Origin of the sequence: Streptomyces sp. NBC_00536 (assembly GCF_036346295.1) — a bacterium.
GTDB lineage: Bacteria > Actinomycetota > Actinomycetes > Streptomycetales > Streptomycetaceae > Streptomyces.
Genome location: NZ_CP107819.1, coordinates 3,945,764 through 3,965,051, shown reverse-complemented (window position 1 = coordinate 3,965,051; position 19,288 = coordinate 3,945,764). Strand labels below are relative to the sequence as shown.

Here is a 19,288-nt window from a genome sequence, read left to right as displayed (position 1 = left end):
CGTCACGAGAGGAGGGCCACCGAGGATGAGCACTAAGGACTTCGTCGAGAAGGACTACTACAAGGTCCTCGGTGTCCCGAAGGACGCGACCGAGGCCGAGATCAAGAAGGCGTACCGGAAGCTCGCCCGCGAGTTCCACCCGGACGCCAACAAGGGTGACTCCTCGGCCGAGGAGCGCTTCAAGGAGATCTCCGAGGCGCACGACATCCTCGGGGACGCCAAGAAGCGCAAGGAGTACGACGAGGCGCGCGCGCTGTTCGGGAACGGTGGCTTCCGCCCCGGTCCCGGCGGCGGTGGCGGCTTCTCCAACTTCGACCTGGGCGACCTCTTCGGAGGCGCCCAGGGCGGGGGCGGAGCGGGCGCCGGCGGCTTCGGCGGCGGTCTGGGCGATGTCTTCGGCGGCCTGTTCAACCGCGGTGGCGCGGGCGCCGGTGCGGGCACCCGCACCCAGCCGCGCCGCGGCCAGGACATCGAGTCCGAGGTCACCCTCTCCTTCACGGAGGCGGTGGACGGGGCCACGGTGCCGCTGCGGATGTCCTCGCAGGCACCCTGCAAGGCGTGTTCGGGCACCGGCGACAAGAACGGCACGCCCCGGGTGTGCCCGACCTGCGTCGGCACCGGGCAGGTCTCGCGCGGCAGCGGCGGCGGTTTCTCGCTGACCGACCCGTGCGCGGACTGCAAGGGCCGCGGCCTGATCGCCGAGACCCCCTGTGACATCTGCAAGGGCAGCGGCCGGGCCCGTTCCTCGCGCACCATGCAGGTCCGGATCCCGGCGGGCGTCTCCGACGGCCAGCGGATCCGGCTGCGCGGCAAGGGCGCTCCGGGCGAACGCGGCGGTCCCGGCGGCGACTTGTACGTCGTCGTGCACGTCGGCAGCCACCCGGTGTTCGGGCGCAGGGACGACAACCTCACGGTCACCGTCCCCGTCACCTTCGCCGAGGCGACGCTGGGCGCCGACATCAAGGTGCCGACCCTGAACGGCCCCGCGGTGACGCTGAAGCTGCCGCCGGGCACCCCCAACGGGCGCACGATGCGCGCCCGTGGCAAGGGCGCGGTCCGCAAGGACGGCACCCGCGGCGACCTGCTGGTGACGGTCGAGGTGGCCGTCCCGACGGAGCTGTCGGACAAGGCCCGTGAGGCGCTGGAGTCGTTCCGCGACGCCACGGCCTCGGAGGATCCGCGCTCCATCCTGTTCGAGTCCGCGAAGGGAGCATGACATGGACGGCCGCCGACGCAATCCTTATCAGCTGACCGACGAGACCCCGGTCTACGTCATCTCGGTGGCCGCCCAGCTCTCGGGTCTGCATCCGCAGACCCTCCGCCAGTACGACCGCCTCGGTCTGGTCTCCCCGGACCGGACGGCCGGCCGCGGCCGCCGCTATTCGGCCCGTGACATCGAGCTGCTCCGCACGGTGCAGGCGCTGTCCCAGGACGAGGGCATCAACCTGGCGGGCATCAAGCGGATCATCGAGCTGGAGAACCAGGTCGCCGCGCTCCAGCAGCGCGTCGCCGAACTGTCCACAGCTGTGGACGGAGCGGCGGCGGTGCTGCGCCAGCGCGAGGCCCAGGTGCACGCTTCGTACCGGCGGGACCTGGTCCCGTACCAGCCGCCGCAGCCGGGCAACGCCCTGGTGGTCTGGCGCCCCAGCCCCAAGCGGCCGCTGGACTGACCCGCGGCGACGCCGTACCGGGTACGCCGTACCGGCCACGAAACCGGCCACGAAGGCCCCGCCCCCCTGCCCGGGGGGCGGGGCCTTCGCGCGTTCACACGACCGCGTTCACACGACCGTGTTCACACGAGGTGGCCGGGGCCGAGGTCCGGGTCCGGGTCGTGTTCGGCGGTCAGTCCGCCGCCGCCCGGCAGGCTGCCCGGTCCGTCGAGGATCCCCGACTGGGCGATCAGGAAGCCGAGCTGCGCGCGGCTCCCGCTGCCCAGGACGGTGGCCAGCTTCGCGATGTGCGCGCGGGCCGTCCGTACGTTCATCCCGAGCCGCCGGGCGATGGCCTCGTCGACGTACCCCTCCACCAGGAGCTGCGCGATGGAGCGCTGGACGCCCGAAATCCCCTCGGGGGTGTGCCGGTACGTCACTTCCTGGCGCAGGGGCACAGCGCGCCGCCAGAGCTGCTCGAAGACCTTGATGAGGTATTCGACGAGACCCGGGTGGCGCAGTTCCAGCGCCACCCGCCGGTCGTCGCTGGCGGGGATGAAGGCCACGGTGCGGTCGAAGATGATGAGGCGCTCTATCAGTTCTTCCAGCGTGCGGATCTCCACCTTGCCCGCGGAGATCCGGTCGACGTAGGCCAGCGTGCCCTGGCTGTGCCGCGCGGTGTGCTGGTAGAGGGTCCGTATGCTGACCCCGCGGTCGATCAGCGGCGCGTCGCGTTCCAGCGCCTGGGTCAGGGCCAGCGAGGGCCGGGCGCCGCCGGGCTGGACCGTCAGCACCTCGGTGTGGCATTCGGCGGTGGCCAGGTTCAGGGCGGCGTTGATCCGCTCGAAGCCCTCCAGCACGGTGATGGCGTGGGTGTTGGCGGGACTCTGGGCGCTGATGGTAAGGAACGGCTCGAAAGCGTCGGTGAGATCTACAGCGCTGCGTCGGCGGTCCTGGATCTCGCGTTCAATCGGATGCAGCCGTTGGGCCAATGCGACGGATGGGGGAACCGGACGCAGCTGGTTCGCGTCGTCCGGATCGGGCTGCAGAAGAGCGAATTCAAGCAGGCAGGGGGCGTTTTCAACTTCTCCCCTTGCGATACGGCCCGTGCTGAGCGCCGCCGCGTAGAGACGCGCTCCCTCGTCACACAGAGACGTGACGGGGTGGGGATGTGTCTCGTTTGTGCCGCTTCTGGGCAAATCTCCACCCCCCAGGGTCCTGAACATGCAAGAACATGATGCATCGTCCCTGTGGCAGTGACGTGCCTGAATGAGCCATCGTCGGACACGCGGGGGAGAGGATTCCATCAAGTGAGGACGAAGCCGACCATGTACAAAAGAATGCTTCGCTCGGCGCTTGCCGTTGTTTTCTCCGCCGTTGCCGTTTTTGGTGCAATAAGCGCCGTCGACACTGACGCGGGGAGCGCTAGGGCCAGCTATGACACAGGCTGGACCAGTGCGCCGGCAGGAACATCGTTCGACACCGGCTGGACCAGTGCGCCGGTTCTGAAGAACGATCTGAAGGACGACACGGGCTGGACCGATGCACCGCAAGGCACCGGAGGCGACACAGGATGGACCTCTCAGCCCGAGGCGGTGGCCTCATGACCCCCGACGACCGCGACTTCCGTCGCGAAATGGCATCCGCGTACCGCTCCGGATGGCAGTTCATCGATCTCGTCACGGCCATCCCCCACACTGGCGATTCGTTGATGGTCACCCTCTTCGGCCAGCCGATCGTCGTCGTGCGCGAGGAGGACGAGGACGTCCGCGCCTACCGCTGCCTGCGCCGCCCGCGCGGTGCGCCGCAGCCCGTCCGCTGCGAGGTGCGCTACGGAATGGTCTTCGTCAATCTGGATCAGCGCGACCACCAGCTCTTCGAACCCGATGCCACCACCGTCACCTCCGCCACCCCCCGCAGTGCCTGAAGCGATTCCCCCGTCGTCGCAGATCGCTCAGGCGCTTCCCCCACACAGCGGCGCCATCGTGAACCTGAACACGATGGCGCCGCTGTGCACCCCGCGTCCAGTGCTTGAACCGGAAACCTTCCGGAATTGGCCCGAATAAATCAGTGGCGCCGCTGACGGCGGCACCGCTCGCCATGGCACCGCACCGAGGGGCACACCCCTGCTCCGCCCCTCAGGCGCGGCCCATCGCGCGGTCGAGCGTGATCACCAGGACGACCCGGTCCGGATTGGGCGACGGGACGCGTCCGTACCGCTCCGCGTAGCGCTCCACCGCCTCGGCGACCGCCGCCCCGTCGTCGAGGACCGTGGCGCGCCCTTCGAGCGTCGCCCAGCGACGCCCCGCCATCTGGCACACCGCCGCCCGCACCCCCTCGGGCCCCGCCGCCAGGACGTTGCGGATCTTCTTGCTGTGCTTGTTGCTGATCACCCGCGCCACCCCGGCCTCCGGGTCGTACGTCACGCCCACGGGCACGACGTGCGGCGTCCCGTCGGGGCGCGGGGTGGTCAGCGTGCACACGTGCCGTTCCCGCCAGAAGGCGAGGTAGTCGGCCGTCGGGTTGAGTACGTCATGGGACATGCGCCGAAGCGTACGAGGCCGCGGCGCACGAGTTCGCGGGGCCCGTTCCGCCCCTGGCTCCCCCTTGAGTGGAATAGACTCAACTTTGTGCACGCTTCCCATGGCAAAGAGGGAACGGAAGAAGGAACGGAGAGGAGCCGTACGTGGACGCCGAGCTGACCAACAAGAGCCGGGCCGCCCTGAACGCCGCCACCAGCAGGGCGGTCCAGGCCGGCCACGCCGACCTGACCCCCGCGCACCTGCTGCTGGCCCTGCTCACGGGCGAGGACAACGAGAACGTCACCGACCTGCTCGCCGCCACCGAGGCCGACCAGGCCGTCGTACGGGCGGGCGCCGAGCGCCTGCTCGCCGCGCTGCCCAGCGTCACCGGATCCACGGTCGCGCCGCCGCAGCCCAGCCGCGACCTGCTCGCCGTACTCGCCGAGGCCGACCGCGAGGCCGGACGGCTCGGCGACGAGTACCTCTCCACCGAACACCTCCTCATCGCCATCGCCGCCAAGGGCGGCCCGGCGGGCGAGGTCCTTTCCGCACAAGGCGCGACCGCCGACCGGCTGCTGACCGCTTTCGAGACCTCAAGAGGAGGGCGGCGGGTGACCTCCCCCGACCCCGAGGGCCAGTACAAGGCCCTGGAGAAGTTCGGCACCGACTTCACGGCCGCGGCCCGCGAGGGCAAGCTCGACCCGGTGATCGGCCGGGATCAGGAGATCCGGCGGGTGGTCCAGGTGCTGTCGCGCCGGACGAAGAACAACCCGGTGCTGATCGGCGAGCCCGGCGTCGGCAAGACGGCCGTGGTCGAGGGTCTGGCCCAGCGGATCGTGAAGGGCGATGTCCCCGAGTCCCTCAAGAACAAGCGGCTCGTCTCCCTGGACCTCGGCGCGATGGTGGCCGGCGCCAAGTACCGCGGCGAATTCGAGGAACGGCTCAAGACCGTCCTCGCGGAGATCAAGTCCAGCGACGGGCAGATCATCACCTTCATCGACGAGCTGCACACCGTCGTCGGCGCGGGCGCCGGCGGGGACTCCGCCATGGACGCGGGCAACATGCTCAAGCCCATGCTGGCCCGCGGCGAGCTGCGGATGGTCGGCGCGACCACGCTGGACGAGTACCGCGAGCGGATCGAGAAGGACCCGGCCCTGGAGCGCCGCTTCCAGCAGGTGCTGGTCGCCGAGCCGAGCGTCGAGGACACCATCGCGATCCTGCGCGGGCTCAAGGGCCGCTACGAAGCCCACCACAAGGTGGTCATCAACGACAGCGCGCTCGTCGCCGCGGCCACCCTGTCCGACCGGTACATCACCTCGCGGTTCCTCCCCGACAAGGCGATCGACCTGGTGGACGAGTCCATGTCCCGGCTCCGCATGGAGATCGACTCCTCCCCGCTGGAGATCGACGAGCTGCAGCGCTCGGTCGACCGCCTCCGGATGGAGGAGCTGGCCCTGAACCACGAGTCCGACCCGGCCTCGATCGAGCGCTTGGACAAGCTCCGCAAGGACCTCGCCGACAAGGAGGAGGACCTGCGCGGCCTGAACGCCCGCTGGGAGAAGGAGAAGCAGTCCCTCAACCGGGTCGGCGAGCTGAAGGAACGCCTCGACGACCTGCGCGGACAGGCCGAGCGCGCCCAGCGCGACGGCGATTTCGACGCGGCCTCGAAGCTGCTGTACGGGGAGATCCCGGCGCTGGAGCGGGAGCTGGCGGAGGCCACCGAGGCCGAGGCGGAGGTCTCCCTCGACACCATGGTGAAGGACGAGGTCGGTCCGGACGACATCGCCGACGTGGTGGGCGCCTGGACCGGCATCCCGGCCGGACGGCTCCTCGAAGGCGAGACGCAGAAGCTGCTGCGCATGGAGGAGGAACTGGGCCGCCGTCTGATCGGGCAGAAGGAGGCGGTGCAGGCCGTCTCGGACGCGGTGCGCCGCACCCGTGCGGGGATCGCGGACCCGGACCGGCCGACGGGCTCGTTCCTCTTCCTGGGCCCCACCGGTGTCGGCAAGACCGAGCTGGCGAAGGCCCTCGCCGACTTCCTCTTCGACGACGAGCGGGCCATGATCCGCATCGACATGTCGGAGTACGGCGAGAAGCACAGCGTGGCCCGGCTCGTCGGCGCCCCGCCCGGATACGTCGGCTACGAGGAGGGCGGCCAGCTCACCGAGGCGGTGCGCAGGCGCCCGTACTCGGTGGTCCTCCTCGACGAGGTGGAGAAGGCCCACCCGGAGGTCTTCGACGTGCTGCTCCAGGTCCTGGACGACGGGCGTCTCACGGACGGGCAGGGCCGGACCGTGGACTTCCGCAACACCATCCTGGTGCTGACCTCGAATCTGGGCAGCCAGCACCTGATGGACCCGCTGACCTCGGCGGAGGTGAAGAAGGCGCAGGTCCTGGAGGTGGTCCGGGCGAGCTTCAAGCCGGAGTTCATCAACCGGCTCGACGACCTCGTGGTGTTCTCGGCCCTCGACCGGGACGAGCTGGCGCACATCGCCGAACTCCAGATCGCCCGCCTCGCGGCCCGTCTCGCGGAGCGGCGGCTGACCCTGGACGTGACCCCCGAGGCGCTGGCCTGGCTCGCCGACAAGGGCAACGACCCGGCGTACGGAGCGCGGCCGCTGCGCCGCCTGATCCAGACCGCGGTCGGCGACCGGCTGGCCCGCGAGATCCTGGCGGGCGAGGTCAAGGACGGCGACACCGTCCGCGTGGACGTGGCGGGCGACGGCCTGCTCGTCGGCAAGGCGCTGTGATCCCTCCTTGACCAGCATCCCGCCTTTAACCAGCTCTTATGCGTGTCCGCCCGGAGCGGATCAGGCGTACGGGGGTGGACACGGGGTGGGCGCGATGGGGGAGGATGAAGGTATCCGCACGAAGGGAAGTACACGGTGAGCATCGACCCGGCCTCGATTCCGAACTTCGGGGGTCAGCCCGAACCGCAGGCCACAGGCTCGGCGGGACCCGTCGTCCCCGACCAGGATCTGGTCAAGCAGCTCCTGGAGCAGATGGAGCTGAAGTACGTCGTCGACGACGAGGGTGACCTCGCGGCGCCGTGGGAGGACTTCCGCACGTACTTCATGTTCCGTGGTGAAGGCGAGCAGCAGGTCTTCTCGGTGCGGACGTTCTACGACCGCCCGCACGCCATCGAGGACAAGCACCAGCTCCTCGAAGCCATCGACGACTGGAACCGCCGCACCCTGTGGCCGAAGGTCTACAGCCACACCCACGACGACGGCTCGGTCCGTCTGATCGGTGAGGCGCAGATGCTGATCGGCACCGGCGTCTCCCTGGAGCACTTCGTGTCCTCCACGGTCAGCTGGGTCCGCGCGTCCATCGAGTTCGACAAGTGGCTCCTGGAGCAGTTCGGCCTGGAGAAGGACGTCGACTCGGCGGACTCCGCGGACAAGAGCGACGACGCCGAGGGCGACGACGACTCGAAGAACTGAGTCCGCAGGCGCCGGCAGTCGCCAGCAGTTCTACAGCGGTACGTGGGGCCCGAGCATCAGGTAGGCCCCGTAACCGCACGAGAGCCCGGCCAGGACCCCGGTCACCACGACCGCGGTCCGCGGCCGGGCTTTCGCCATGGCGGCCGCGGCCGGCAGCAGCAGCGGGAAGGCCGGCAGCAGGAACCTCGGCTTGGACTCGAAGAACCCGGCCCCGCCGAGGGTTATCACCAGCAGCACGGCGCAGTACACGAGCAGCGGCAGCGCCGCCGGGCCCAGCGCCGCCCGGTCCACCACGAGCAGCACCATCAGCCCGAGGGCCACGGCCAGCACCGCCAGGGTCATCGCGGCCTGCGGCGAGCCGTGCCCCGCCAGCACCTTCGCGGCCGAGCGCACCGCACCCGCCCCGAAGTCGAAGCGCGAGCCCCAGGAATCCTGCACGGCGAAGTAGCCGCCCAGCAGGTCGTCCTGGTGCGCGCCCACCGCCAGTACGTACGCCGCCCAGCCCGCCGGGGCCAGCAGCCCGGCCGCCCACACCTCGGGCCGCCGGTGCGCCCCGCGTGCCAGGAGGGCGTACAGCGCGGCCAGTGACACCGCCGCGGCCACCGCGATACCGGTCGGCCGGGTCAGCCCGGCCAGCACCGCGAGGCCCGCCGCCCACAGCCACCGCTCGCGCAGCAGCGCGTACAGCGACCAGGCGGCCAGCGCCGCCAGCAGCGGTTCCGTGTAGCCGATGGTGAACACCACGGCGTGCGGCTGCGCCCCCCACAGCGCCACCAGCAGCACCCCGGCCCGGGCCCCCGCGACCCGCTCGCCGACCCGGTACACCCCGACGGCGGCCGCCGCGGCCGCTCCCCAGGCGACCAGGAGACCCGCCCCGGCGGCCCCCACGGGCAGCAGGAGGGTCGTCAGCCGCATCAGGGAGGGGTAGAGCGGGAAGAAGGCCAGATCGCTCTGTACGGAGCCGCTGTGGGGCCAGGCGAGGCTGCGCCCGTACCCGTGCTCGGTGATCGCGATGTACCAGCCGGAGTCGAAGGACGTGCCGAGGACGGCGAGCGGGTCCTTGCCCAGCCACCAGGAGGCGACCGCGATCACGAGTGCCCCGAAGGCGCGCACCGCGGCGAACACCGCCAGCGCCGTCATCCCGGCCGACAGGGCCGCCGTCCGCGGACGCGGCGCAGCCGTCACCGTGCTGGTGCCCGTGGTCATGTCCCCCCGGCCTTCCGGTCCTGCGTGCGTGCGTCCGTCCGCGGGTGGAAGGCCGTCAGGGGAGACCCTACGAGAGCCGGGAGAGGCGGCCGAGCCGGGTGGCCGCCTCCTGGAGCACGGAGTCCTTCTTGCAGAACGCGAACCGGACCTGGGTGGCGCCCGCGGCCTTGTCGTCGTAGAAGACCTGGTTGGGGATGGCCACGACCCCGCACAGGGCGGGCAGGCGGCGGCAGAAGTCCAGGCCGTCGCGCTCGCCGAAGGCGGCGATGTCGGTGGTGATGAAGTACGTGCCGGCCGGGGCGTAGACCTCGAATCCGGCCGCCTTCAGGCCGGTGGAGAGGATGTCGCGCTTGCGGGCCATGTCGGCGCGGAAGTCGTCGTAGTACCCGTCGGGCAGGTCCAGGGCCTCGGCGATGGCGTACTGGAACGGGCCCGAGGAGACGTACGTCAGGAACTGCTTGGCCGAGCGGACCGCCGTGACCAGCTCCGGCGGCGCCGTCACCCAGCCGACCTTCCAGCCGGTGAAGGAGAAGGTCTTGCCCGCGGAGGAGATCGTCACCGTGCGCTCGCGCATCCCGGGCAGCGAGGCCAGCGGGGTGTGCGCGCCCTCGAAGACCAGGTGCTCGTACACCTCGTCGGTGACGACGAGCAGGTCCCGCTCGACGGCGAGCGCGGCGATCCCGGCCAGCTCGTCCGCGCTCAGCACGGTGCCCGTCGGATTGTGCGGGGTGTTCAGCAGCAGCAGCCGGGTGCGCGGGGTGACGGCGGCGCGCAGCTCGTCGAGGTCGAGGGCGAAGGCTCCGGCGTGCGGGCGCAGGGTGACCGGGACGCGGGTGGCGCCCGCCATCGCGATGCAGGCGGCGTAGGAGTCGTAGAACGGTTCGAGGGCGATGACCTCGTCACCCGGTTCCAGGAGGGCGAGGAGGGCGGCCGCGATGGCCTCCGTGGCGCCCGCGGTGACCAGGACCTCGGTGTCCGGGTCGTAGGACAGGCCGTAGAAGCGCCGCTGGTGGCGGGCGATCGCGGCGCGCAGCTCGGGGACGCCGGGGCCGGGCGGGTACTGGTTGCCGCGGCCGGAGAGCACCGCGCGGGAGGCCGCCTCGGCGATCTCGGCGGGGCCGTCGGTGTCGGGGAACCCCTGCCCGAGGTTGATCGATCCCGTGCTCGTGGCCAGCGCGGACATCTCCGCGAAGATCGTCGTGCCGAAGGAGGCGAGACGGCGGTTCAGGAAGGGGCGGCTGCCGCCCACGGGTGCGCTCATGGGCGTCATCCTTGGCCAAGCTCTGGAGTTGCTCAAGTGTGCTTTGGCCGGAACGGGCCGCGGGAATCCCCTTGTCACGCGGGACGAGGGGATCCCGCACCCCGGGGGACCGGGGCGGCAAAGGAGGGGGGCGGGGATCATGTTCCTGGCCTTTTTCATCGGTATCGCGGTACTGCTGGTGGGGTTCTTCTGGTGGCTGGCGCGGGGCGGGTCGCGGGGGTCGTCGGGCGGGTCCTCCGGTTCCGGTTCCGGCAGCTGGTGGGCGGGTGACGGCGGCTCGTCCTCGGACGGTGGCTCGCACTCGCACTCGCACTCGCACTCGCACTCGTCCTGCTCGTCCTCTCACTCGTCCTCGTGTTCGAGCAGCTCCTGCGGATCGTCCTCGTCGTGCGGGGGCGGCGGGTGCGGGAGCAGCTGACCGGGCGAGGGGTCGCGGACGCGGAGTAGGCGCGTGGAATATGCGCTGGGAAGGTGCCCGGCAGGGGTGGTTTTCGCCGGGCGCATTCCCGCGGAACCCCTGGTTGGGCCGTGTGTGGGACCGCCGCGCGGGGCCGCTGGTTGAACACCTGAACTGTGGAGCCCCCGGGGGGATGTAAACCCCGTCAAGTTGGGTAAAAACGCTGTGAGTGCCGTGCCTTTCATGATTCCCTCGGTTGAGTAGACCAGTCCTCGGACCTCGCTGGACTTCCTGTGGACCCGAGCCGGTGACCCCCCACCCGTTGATTACCGCTGGCGGGTTCCGGCCCATCTCCCCTCGCGCGTTTGCGGAGCCGACTCATGCTCACGACCCTCCAGACCACCTATACCGACACGCGTGCCGCCGACCTCGCCTGGGCCCTGGGTCGGGAGCGGCTGCCCGCCCTGGCCGTACTGAACCTTGAGCTGGAGAGCGCGAAAGTGGAGCTGCGCCTGCTCGGCGCCTCCCACCAGGTGCTGCTGGAGGAGGGCGAGGTGCTCTGCTCGGAGACCGTCGCCTGCATGCCGGGCAGCAGCACACCGCTGCCGCTCGGCGTGGCCAAGCGGGTGGGCGACTGGGAGTACGAGTTCGCCGCGCGCGTCGAGACCCTCTCCGAGGGCTCCTTCGCGGGGCGGGCGCAGGAGCTGCTCGCCCTGGTCGCGGACCACCCGAACGGGCTCGCCGGCACCTTTCCCGGCAGCCCGCACGCCTTCACGGCGCTGCTCGCCCAGCGCTGCGAGGGACAGGTGAGGTGGCGCACCTGGCACGCGTACCCGCAGGAGGGGCAACTGGTCGCGACCCGGACGCGGGTGGGCGTACGGATGTCGGCCGCCGCGCTGTAGGGCGCTGTCCTACGCGTGTCGGAGCGGTCCCGAACCAATCTCCGGGCCGATCTCCGAACCAATCTCCGGGCCGATCTCCGGGCCGATCTCCGGGCCGATCTCCGGGCCGGCATCCGGGCCGGTTCCGCACCGGGCGGCGCCGCAGTCCGGCGTGCGATCGCTTGCGCGGTGCTCCGTGGTTACGCCAACTGGCTGGAACAGTACGCCACTTGCACCCATGTGGGTGACGGGGTGCAGGCAGGCAGTGACGTACGGTTCGCTTCATGATCGACCGTTCCGCCCCCGGCGGAGTGCTCCCGGCAGCGGAGCCGAGGGGCAGGGCCACCGTCCCGGCCGCCCTCCCCGTACGGCCCCGGACCGGCAGGCTCCTCGTCCTGGCCACCGTGTTCGTCTGCGCCGCCTGCGGGCTCGTGTACGAACTGGAATTGCTCGCCCTCGGCTCGTACCTGATCGGTGACTCCGTCACCCAGGCGTCCGTGGTGCTCTCCGTCATGGTCTTCGCCATGGGCGTCGGCTCCCTGCTGGCCAAACGCCTGCGCGAACGCCCCGCCTTCGGCTTCGGCGCCGTCGAGGCGCTGCTCGCCCTGGTCGGGGGACTCTCCGCCATAGCGCTGTACGCGAGCTTCGCCTGGTTCGGCGAGTCCAGACCGGCCCTGGTCGCCTTCTCCCTCGCCATCGGCATCCTCATAGGAGCCGAGATCCCGCTGCTGATGACCCTCATCCAGCGGGTCCGGCGCCAGGACGCGGGCGGCGCCGTCGCCGACCTCTTCGCCGCCGACTACGTCGGCGCGCTCGTCGGCGGGCTCGCCTTCCCCTTCCTGCTCCTGCCGCTGCTCGGCCAGCTCACCGGCGCCATGCTCACCGGAACCGTCAACGCGGTGGCGGGCGGGGCACTTGTCCTGTGGCTCTTCCGCCGCGACCTGAGCCGCCGCGGCCGCTGGCTGCTGGTCGCCGCCAATGTGAGCGTGCTGCTCGTCCTCGCCGCGGCGACCGTGCTGGCCGGGGACTTCGAACGGGTGGCCCGGCGCGCGGTCTACGGGGACGAGGTGCGGGTCGCCGTCCAGACCGGCGTCCAGGAACTCGTCGTCACCGGCCCGCCCACCGGCTCGCCGCGCTCCCTCGACCTGTACCTCGACGGGCGGCTGCGGGTCAGCGGCTACGACGAATACCGCTACCACGAGGCCCTCGTGCACCCCGCGATGGCGGGCCCGCACGCCCGCGTGCTCGTCCTCGGCGGCGGCGACGGGCTCGCCGCCCGCGAGGTCGCGCGCTATCCCGACGTCGAATCCGTCACCGTCGTCGAACTCGACCCCGGCGTGGTCCGGCTCGCCCGCACCGACCCGATGCTCTCGCAGCTCAACGCGCACGTGTACGCCGACCCGCGGATCGGTGTGGTGACCTCGGACGCCTTCCACTGGCTGCGCGGACCCGGCGCGGCCGGCCGCTACGACGTCATCGTGTCCGACCTGCCCGACCCCGGGATCACCCCCAGCACCAAGCTGTACTCCCAGGAGTTCTACGGGCTGGCCGCACGGGCGCTGCGCCCCGGCGGGCGGCTCGCGGTGCACGCGGGCCCGCTGACCTCCCGCCCCCGCACCTACTGGACCGTGGAGGCCACCCTGCGCGCCGCGGGCCTGTGCACCGCGCCGTACAGCGCGGGCGGCAGGCTCACCGGCTTCGCGGCGGGCCCCGACCGCGCGCAGGGCGGCTCGGCCACCCCGCCGCAGGACTGGGGCTTCGTCCTGTCCGCCCGGGAGGGGACCCCCCTGCTGCGGGTCGAGAGCGACGCCCCGGTGCTGCGTTCCCTGTCCACCCGCGCCCTCCAGGACGCGGCCCGCGACACCGAACGCGTCCGCATGCGGGGCCTGCCCCCCTCGACCCTCCCGCACCCGCGCTACTCGTTCTGAGCGTCACGCGTCATGGGCGTCACTCGTTCCGGGTGCCACTCGTTCTGGGCGTCACTCGTTCCTGGTGTCCGTCCGACCGCCCGCGAAAACGACGGCCCCGGGCCCGGAAAGCCCACGGCCGGGCCGGGCCCTCGGTAGGCTCGGCGCCATGGAGCATCAGGTGTTCGTTCCGGTACCGGCAGCCGACCTCCGAGCGGTGCTGCGGGACCCCGCCAGCCTGGCCCGGTGCGTACCCGGCTTCCAGCAGGACGCCGACGACGCCTCCGGGCCGCTGGCCGGGCGGCTCAAGCTGCGGGTCGGCGGCAACACCGTGACCTACCGGTGCGCGCTGTCCGTCACCGAACGGGACGAGGACACCTTCGAGGCCGGCGGCGAGGGCACGGAGGTCCGGGGCCCGGGCTCCGTGAAGGTCTCGCTCTCGCTGCGGCTCGTCCCGGCGGACGGCGGCACCCGGCTGGTCGTCACCGCCGGGGGCAGCGCCGACGGCCGCGCCGCCGGGTTCGCCCCGGAGGCCACCGCCACCGCGGTGCACCGGCTGCTGGACCGGACCGCCGCGAACCTGACGACCGCCGCCACGACCCCGCCCGCGCCGGTCATGGACGCGCCGGTCATGGACGCACTGGCCACGGACGGGCCACGCGACGACGCGGTGGAGTCCCCCGAGGAGGCCGAGGAGGCGGACGAGACCGAAGGGCCGGACGGGCCGGAGGTCATCGAAGTCTCCGCCACGGTGTTCGACACCGAGGTGCCGCCGCCGTCGCTGGACCCCTTCCTCGACCACGACTTCGGCGAGTTCAGCGATCTCGGGGACACCCCGCGGCCGCCCGCCGAAGCCGCCCACGCGCGCCGCACGATGATCGGCCGCAGCGCCGAAGAGGTCGACCACGCGCCCCCGCGCGGCCGTTACGCCCCGGTCCCCGCGCCGGACTCCGGCTCCCAGGCCCTGAACCTGCGCTGGCTGGCCCCCGCCGCGGCCCTCGCCCTCGCCTCGGCGGTCGTCGTCGGACGTGCCCTGCGCCGCCGCCGCTGACACGTAGTGTCAGGGGCATGAGTACGCGACTGAGCGCCGGTGGCGCCGAACTGACCGTCGACCAGAAGAACGGCTGCCGGATCAGCAGTCTGCGCGTCGGCGGACTGGAACTGCTGCGCCAGGGCGATGACTTCGGGTCCTTCCCGATGGTCCCGTGGTGCGGACGGCTCGGCGAGGGCCGCTTCCGGGACGGTGGCGTGCTCCACCAGATGCCGCTGGACCACCCGCCGCACGCCATCCACGGCTTCGGCCGCCACGCCGCCTGGAGCCCCGCCGGAACCGGCACCGACGACCGCACCGCCGAGGCCTCCTTCACCTACGACCTCACCGCGCCGTGGCCGTTCCCGGGCCGGGTCACCCAGACCTTCGGCCTCACCGCGGACGCGCTCACCCTGGCCATGGGCGTGGAGACGTACGACGACTCCTTCCCGGCCCAGGTCGGCTGGCACCCCTGGTTCCGCCGCAACCTCGGCGTGGGGGAGGACGTACGGATCACCTTCGAGCCGGCCTGGCAGGAGGAGCGCGGCGAGGACTACCTCCCGACCGGCCGGCGCATCGAGCCGCTGCCCGGCCCCTGGGACGACTGCTTCGGCATGCCGTACGGCGTCGACGTCACCCTGACCTGGCCCGGCGCCCTGGAACTGCGCCTCACCAGCAGAGCCGAATGGCTGGTCGTCTACGACCAGCCCGAGGACTACGTCTGCGTCGAGCCGCAGTCCGGCCCGCCCAACGGCCTGAACACCGCGCCGCGCCTGGTCACTCCCGTCGACCCGCTGGAGCTTTCCACCACCTGGACCTGGCGCCGCCTCTAGCGCTGTGACCGACTTCCCGGGCGGGCCCTAAGCTCATGGGCATGAGTGACGTACGTGGTGAGCTGCTCCAGCAGATCAAGGACAAGGCCGTGGTGCACGGCAAGGTGACGCTTTCCTCCGGGCGGGAGGCCGACTACTACATCGACCTGCGCCGGATCACCCTGGACGGTGAAGCCGCTCCGCTGGTCGGCCAGGTCATGCTCGACCTCACCGCCGACCTCGACTTCGACTGCGTCGGCGGTCTGACCCTGGGCGCCGACCCGGTCGCGACCTCGATGCTGCACGCCTCCGCCGCGCGCGGGCAGCGCCTGGACGCCTTCGTCGTGCGCAAGGCGCAGAAGGCCCACGGCATGCAGCGCCGGATCGAGGGCACCGAGGTGAAGGGCCGTCGCTGCCTGGTGGTCGAGGACACCTCGACCACCGGTGGTTCCCCGCTGACCGCCGTCGAGGCCGTCCGGGAGGCCGGCGGTGAGGTCGTGGCCGTCGCCACGATCGTCGACCGCGGCGCCGCCGACGCCATCGCCGCCGCCGGACTGTCGTACCTCACGGGCTACCAGCTCGGTGACCTCGGCCTCTCCTGACCGGAACTGGTGACTTAGGTCCCCGGAATTCTCTGGAACGGTCCTGACCTGGGTCTTTCCCGCGGGGTGGGGTGTTTCACGTGAAACACTCCCCCCGGCTGGGGCCGTGCCGGGCCGCCGTCGAGGTGGAGTGTCGTGCGGAGTCTGGAAAGATGGCCCCGACGGCAACGTCGCCCCCAGGTCAGGGCCCGCAATAAGCACACTCCCCGCACATCCAAGGAGCGGACAGATGCCCATCGCAACCCCCGAGGTCTACAACGAGATGCTCGACCGGGCGAAGGCAGGCAAGTTTGCCTACCCGGCGATCAACGTGACCTCGACCCAGACCCTGCACGCTGCGCTGCGCGGCTTCGCGGAGGCCGAGAGCGACGGCATCATCCAGATCTCCACCGGTGGTGCGGAGTTCCTGGGTGGCCAGTACAACAAGGACATGGTGACCGGCGCGGTCGCGCTGGCCGAGTTCGCGCACATCGTGGCCGCGAAGTACGACATCACCGTCGCGCTGCACACGGACCACTGCCCGAAGGACAAGCTGGACGGCTACGTCCGCCCGCTCCTCGACGTGTCCGCCGAGCGCGTGGCCCGTGGCCTGAACCCGCTGTTCCAGTCGCACATGTGGGACGGCTCCGCCGAGACCCTCGCCGACAACCTGGCCATCGGCCAGGAGCTGCTGGCCAAGGCCGCGGCCGCCAAGATCATCCTTGAGGTCGAGATCACCCCGACCGGTGGCGAGGAAGACGGCGTCAGCCACGAGATCAACGACGAGCTGTACACCACCGTCGACGACGCGCTGCGCACCGCCGAGGCCCTGGGCCTGGGCGAGAAGGGCCGCTACCTGCTGGCCGCCTCCTTCGGCAACGTCCACGGCGTCTACAAGCCGGGCAATGTCGTCCTGCGTCCCGAGCTGCTCAAGGACCTGCAGGCCGGTGTCGGCGAGAAGTACGGCAAGTCCTCGCCGTTCGACTTCGTCTTCCACGGCGGCTCCGGCTCCACCGCCGAGGAGATCGCCACCGCGCTGGAGAACGGCGTCGTGAAGATGAACCTCGACACCGACACCCAGTACGCCTTCACCCGCCCGGTCGTGGACCACATGTTCCGCAACTACGACGCGGTCCTGAAGGTCGACGGCGAGGTCGGCACCAAGTCCAAGTACGACCCCCGCACCTGGGGCAAGGCCGCCGAGGCGGGCATGGCCGTCCGCGTCACCGAGGCGTGCGCGAACCTGCGCTCCACCGGCACCAAGCTGAAGTAGCCGTTTCACCGGATACCGTTTCACCGGCGGTCGTTTGACCGGAGACGGTCTCACCGGAAACCAGAGAAGGGCCCTGCTCCACCGCGTGGTCAGCGGTGGATCAGGGCCCTTCTGCGTCATTCCCCCGTGCTATCGGCCTCAGGCCGTCATCCCGAACGGCATCGCCTGCACCTGGCCGGTGCCCACGATCGCGAGGAAGACCTGCTCGTCCTCCTGTGTACCGGTCACCCGGACCGTGGTCGGGCCCGTGCGCTCGGCCTGGATCCACAGCGGTATGCCGAACTCCGCGTACCGCTGGTAGGTGCTGACGACCGAGACCGGCATGACGGCGGGTGCGGGGGTCAGGGCCACCGCGGCCTGGCGGGCGGCCTCCAGCAGGACCATGCCCGGCAGGTGGTCCCCGGGGTGGTCGAAGAGCACCGGGTGCCGGGTGTCGTACCGGAGCTGCCAGGTGACGCCCGTCGTGGCCTGCGCGGTGGCGGCGAGGACCACGTCGAAGGGGGAGAAGCGGCCGACCTGCGCGGGCATGAGGGGTGCCATGGGCAGGGAGGGCATCGGTCTGCGGTCCAACTGCTCGGCGCGCAGCCGCCGGTAGACCGCCGGAGAGGTCACGGTGTACCCGACGTCACCGGTGGCGATCACCGTGCCGTTCAGCAGCATGGTCACTTCGTACCGCAGTGCCTGGAGTTGCGTACCGCGCATGCGGATATCGGAGCAGCGCACTTCGAGGTCGAGGTCGGCCGGGGCGTCCCCGATCACGAGGTTCTCGGGCATCGTCGCGTAGTCGAGGCCCCAGAGCAGGAACTGGTGGCCGAGCGGGACCCCGTAGGCCTCGTGCGCGATGTAGGAGCCGACCTGGCGGATGGTCTCGCAGATCATCATCGGGTCGTAGTGCGTACCGGCGATCGGGCTGAAGAAGCTGTGCCCGCGCGGGAGTTGGGCGCGCACGTGGAAGCGGTCGGGGCCCGGCCGGCACATACCCGTGAGGAAGACCTCGGCGACGGCCGCCCGGTGCACGAGCTCTCGGGGGACCGTGCTGGTCAGGGTCCGTCCCGACCCGTCCGGGCAGACGCAGTCCGGGGAGAGGAAGGGCAGGGTGGCGGGCGCGGTCGTCGGTTCCAGGGTCGTGATCATGATGCCCCTCGAGATCATGGCCGGAAGTCGCTCGGGATTGCCGTCGCCAAGTACGTACTTCCGGGTTTGGTTGACAGTCAGAGGATTACCCGATGATCACGGAGTTTGGGACTCGGAAGTGACATACTCCACACCGTCATGGGTAGCGGAACCAGCCGCATGCAGCAAGGTTTCCGCAGGTCAGTGACTAGGAAGCGAACATTCCGTCACCCTGCGTCGATTTTCAGCCGATGAGGTGGAACCGGACATGCGTCCGGTATCTTTTACTCAGCAGCCTCCGCGTACTTGGGAGTATTTTTTGGGGGTCCCCTGGTACGCCGGTGGCTGCAACTGTTCGGAACGGTCCCGCCGCCGCCCGCGGCGTCCCGCACCCGCACCACCTGCCACCCCAAGCGGCCCCCGCCGATGGGAGACACCGATGCCCGCCCGCCACGCCGTCCGCCCGCTGGACCACCTGCGGCTCGCCGCCGTCAACATCGACGGGGTCCTGCTCAACGACACGTTCAGCCCGGTCATCCACCGGTTCGTCACCAGCCGCGGTGGCGTCTACGACGCGGACGTGGAACGCGCGGTCTTCTCGCAGTCCCGCACCGTCGCCGCCCGGGCGCTCGGCGCCGCGGCCGGCGTCGACTGGACCCCGGAGAAGGTGCTGGAGGTGTACTTCGAGGAGCGCGCCGCGTACCTCGCCGAGCACCCCCTGGAGGTGCTCCCCGGCGCCGAGCAGCTCCTGCACCGGCTGCGCGCCCTGGGCCTGCGGACGGTCTGCTACGGAGGCCTGGACCGGTCCCACTTCGACACCTACCTCGGCCGCTACGCGCACCTCTTCGACGAGCCGGGCTACATCTGCACCAACGATTTCCGGCCGGGCATCCACGAGATCGCCGTCGACACCTTCGGGGTCGATTACGACCAGGCGGTCTTCATCGACGACGTCGCGCGGGTCTCCGAGGCCGCCCGCGCGCTGCGGGTGCCCTTCATCGGCCACCCCAGCCCCTTCAAGTACGGCTTCCAAGCAGGTTTGATGCGTGAGGCGGGCGTACGGCACCTGGTCGGCTCCCTGGAGGAGATCGGCGAGGAGCTGCTGCGTACTCTCGACGGCGAGGCCGCGGCGGGTCTTTCCTGGGCCGCCTGAGCCCTCCGGGACGGACCGGGGGGCGTGCGCGGACCGGGCAGATCAAGCCAGCCGCGCCGG

Annotated in this window: 18 protein-coding genes; 13 read left to right on the top strand and 5 right to left on the bottom strand. The window is 71.0% G+C overall.

All coding sequences use genetic code 11. The features are described 5' to 3' along the window. Positions 1-25 precede the first annotated feature (25 nt). Both dnaJ and OHS33_RS17270 read left to right on the top strand, forming a co-directional pair. A complete protein-coding gene (gene dnaJ / locus OHS33_RS17275; RefSeq protein WP_330331307.1) occupies positions 26-1,216 on the top strand; it encodes a molecular chaperone DnaJ in 1,191 nt (396 codons plus the stop codon). A 1-nt stretch (position 1,217) separates the two neighbouring features. After that, a complete protein-coding gene (locus OHS33_RS17270; protein WP_330331306.1) occupies positions 1,218-1,670 on the top strand; it encodes a heat shock protein transcriptional repressor HspR in 453 nt (150 codons plus the stop codon). Between the two features lie 122 nt (positions 1,671-1,792). Here OHS33_RS17270 and OHS33_RS17265 read toward each other — a convergent pair whose 3' ends face one another. Beyond that, complete coding sequence (locus OHS33_RS17265; RefSeq protein ID WP_330331305.1) at positions 1,793-2,875, bottom strand: helix-turn-helix transcriptional regulator; 1,083 nt, start codon at positions 2,873-2,875, stop codon at positions 1,793-1,795. Between the two features lie 84 nt (positions 2,876-2,959). Here OHS33_RS17265 and OHS33_RS17260 point away from each other — a divergent pair, with 84 nt between their 5' ends. Both OHS33_RS17260 and OHS33_RS17255 read left to right on the top strand, forming a co-directional pair. Then, positions 2,960-3,256 carry a hypothetical protein gene (locus OHS33_RS17260; protein WP_330331304.1) on the top strand — a complete coding sequence of 99 codons (297 nt, stop codon included), beginning with the start codon at positions 2,960-2,962 and terminating at the stop codon, positions 3,254-3,256. Next, complete coding sequence (locus tag OHS33_RS17255) at positions 3,253-3,576, top strand: (2Fe-2S)-binding protein (RefSeq protein ID WP_330331303.1); 324 nt, start codon at positions 3,253-3,255, stop codon at positions 3,574-3,576. Before OHS33_RS17260 ends, OHS33_RS17255 begins: the two co-directional genes overlap by 4 nt. 211 nt (positions 3,577-3,787) lie before the next feature. Here the strand turns inward: OHS33_RS17255 and OHS33_RS17250 are convergent, their stop codons facing one another. After that, a complete protein-coding gene (locus OHS33_RS17250) occupies positions 3,788-4,192 on the bottom strand; it encodes a pyridoxamine 5'-phosphate oxidase family protein (RefSeq protein WP_330331302.1) in 405 nt (134 codons plus the stop codon). 143 nt (positions 4,193-4,335) lie between these two features. Here OHS33_RS17250 and clpB point away from each other — a divergent pair, with 143 nt between their 5' ends. Continuing rightward, positions 4,336-6,921, top strand: a complete 2,586-nt coding sequence (clpB, locus tag OHS33_RS17245) for an ATP-dependent chaperone ClpB (RefSeq protein ID WP_330331301.1) — start codon at positions 4,336-4,338, stop codon at positions 6,919-6,921. A 135-nt stretch (positions 6,922-7,056) separates the two neighbouring features. Continuing rightward, complete coding sequence (locus OHS33_RS17240; RefSeq protein ID WP_330331300.1) at positions 7,057-7,614, top strand: YbjN domain-containing protein; 558 nt, start codon at positions 7,057-7,059, stop codon at positions 7,612-7,614. Between the two features lie 30 nt (positions 7,615-7,644). On the opposite strand, the gene OHS33_RS17235 is transcribed toward OHS33_RS17240, so the two are convergent. Both OHS33_RS17235 and OHS33_RS17230 read right to left on the bottom strand, forming a co-directional pair. Beyond that, the gene (locus OHS33_RS17235) at positions 7,645-8,820 is read right to left on the bottom strand and encodes a hypothetical protein (protein ID WP_330331299.1); all 1,176 of its coding nucleotides are present in this window, start codon (positions 8,818-8,820) and stop codon (positions 7,645-7,647) included. A 67-nt stretch (positions 8,821-8,887) separates the two neighbouring features. Continuing rightward, positions 8,888-10,090: a pyridoxal phosphate-dependent aminotransferase gene (locus OHS33_RS17230; RefSeq protein WP_330331298.1), complete on the bottom strand. Its 1,203-nt coding sequence runs from the start codon at positions 10,088-10,090 to the stop codon at positions 8,888-8,890. Positions 10,091-10,858: 768 nt separating this feature from the next. On the opposite strand from OHS33_RS17230, the gene OHS33_RS17225 reads away from it, so the two are divergent. From OHS33_RS17225 to fbaA, 6 genes are all read left to right on the top strand, one after another. Further along, a complete protein-coding gene (locus tag OHS33_RS17225; protein WP_330331297.1) occupies positions 10,859-11,380 on the top strand; it encodes a DUF2617 family protein in 522 nt (173 codons plus the stop codon). A 263-nt stretch (positions 11,381-11,643) separates the two neighbouring features. Further along, the gene (locus OHS33_RS17220; RefSeq protein ID WP_330331296.1) at positions 11,644-13,287 is read left to right on the top strand and encodes a polyamine aminopropyltransferase; all 1,644 of its coding nucleotides are present in this window, start codon (positions 11,644-11,646) and stop codon (positions 13,285-13,287) included. 148 nt (positions 13,288-13,435) lie between these two features. Beyond that, a complete protein-coding gene (locus tag OHS33_RS17215; RefSeq protein ID WP_330331295.1) occupies positions 13,436-14,317 on the top strand; it encodes an SRPBCC family protein in 882 nt (293 codons plus the stop codon). A gap of 17 nt (positions 14,318-14,334) precedes the next feature. Continuing rightward, the gene (locus OHS33_RS17210; RefSeq protein WP_330331294.1) at positions 14,335-15,129 is read left to right on the top strand and encodes an aldose epimerase family protein; all 795 of its coding nucleotides are present in this window, start codon (positions 14,335-14,337) and stop codon (positions 15,127-15,129) included. A gap of 41 nt (positions 15,130-15,170) precedes the next feature. Beyond that, a complete protein-coding gene (gene pyrE / locus OHS33_RS17205) occupies positions 15,171-15,710 on the top strand; it encodes an orotate phosphoribosyltransferase (RefSeq protein WP_330331293.1) in 540 nt (179 codons plus the stop codon). 229 nt (positions 15,711-15,939) lie between these two features. Then, complete coding sequence (gene fbaA / locus OHS33_RS17200; RefSeq protein ID WP_330331292.1) at positions 15,940-16,962, top strand: class II fructose-bisphosphate aldolase; 1,023 nt, start codon at positions 15,940-15,942, stop codon at positions 16,960-16,962. Positions 16,963-17,100: 138 nt separating this feature from the next. Here fbaA and OHS33_RS17195 read toward each other — a convergent pair whose 3' ends face one another. After that, positions 17,101-18,096, bottom strand: a complete 996-nt coding sequence (locus OHS33_RS17195) for a ScbA/BarX family gamma-butyrolactone biosynthesis protein (RefSeq protein ID WP_330331291.1) — start codon at positions 18,094-18,096, stop codon at positions 17,101-17,103. Positions 18,097-18,514: 418 nt separating this feature from the next. On the opposite strand from OHS33_RS17195, the gene OHS33_RS17190 reads away from it, so the two are divergent. Beyond that, entirely contained in the window at positions 18,515-19,228 is a 714-nt protein-coding gene (locus OHS33_RS17190; protein WP_330331290.1) for an HAD family hydrolase, read from the top strand. Positions 19,229-19,288: the final 60 nt, after the last annotated feature.

Coding starts and splice junctions, on each gene's coding strand:
- OHS33_RS17220 (WP_330331296.1), top strand. CDS start 11,644: ATGATCGACCGTTCCGCCCCCGGCGGAGTGCTCCCGGCAGCGGAGCCG.
- OHS33_RS17255 (WP_330331303.1), top strand. CDS start 3,253: ATGACCCCCGACGACCGCGACTTCCGTCGCGAAATGGCATCCGCGTAC.
- OHS33_RS17265 (WP_330331305.1), bottom strand. CDS start 2,875: ATGTTCAGGACCCTGGGGGGTGGAGATTTGCCCAGAAGCGGCACAAAC.
- OHS33_RS17190 (WP_330331290.1), top strand. CDS start 18,515: ATGCCCGCCCGCCACGCCGTCCGCCCGCTGGACCACCTGCGGCTCGCC.
- OHS33_RS17250 (WP_330331302.1), bottom strand. CDS start 4,192: ATGTCCCATGACGTACTCAACCCGACGGCCGACTACCTCGCCTTCTGG.
- pyrE (WP_330331293.1), top strand. CDS start 15,171: ATGAGTGACGTACGTGGTGAGCTGCTCCAGCAGATCAAGGACAAGGCC.
- dnaJ (WP_330331307.1), top strand. CDS start 26: ATGAGCACTAAGGACTTCGTCGAGAAGGACTACTACAAGGTCCTCGGT.
- OHS33_RS17270 (WP_330331306.1), top strand. CDS start 1,218: ATGGACGGCCGCCGACGCAATCCTTATCAGCTGACCGACGAGACCCCG.
- OHS33_RS17215 (WP_330331295.1), top strand. CDS start 13,436: ATGGAGCATCAGGTGTTCGTTCCGGTACCGGCAGCCGACCTCCGAGCG.
- OHS33_RS17235 (WP_330331299.1), bottom strand. CDS start 8,820: ATGACCACGGGCACCAGCACGGTGACGGCTGCGCCGCGTCCGCGGACG.
- OHS33_RS17195 (WP_330331291.1), bottom strand. CDS start 18,096: ATGATCACGACCCTGGAACCGACGACCGCGCCCGCCACCCTGCCCTTC.
- OHS33_RS17210 (WP_330331294.1), top strand. CDS start 14,335: ATGAGTACGCGACTGAGCGCCGGTGGCGCCGAACTGACCGTCGACCAG.
- fbaA (WP_330331292.1), top strand. CDS start 15,940: ATGCCCATCGCAACCCCCGAGGTCTACAACGAGATGCTCGACCGGGCG.
- OHS33_RS17225 (WP_330331297.1), top strand. CDS start 10,859: ATGCTCACGACCCTCCAGACCACCTATACCGACACGCGTGCCGCCGAC.
- OHS33_RS17230 (WP_330331298.1), bottom strand. CDS start 10,090: ATGACGCCCATGAGCGCACCCGTGGGCGGCAGCCGCCCCTTCCTGAAC.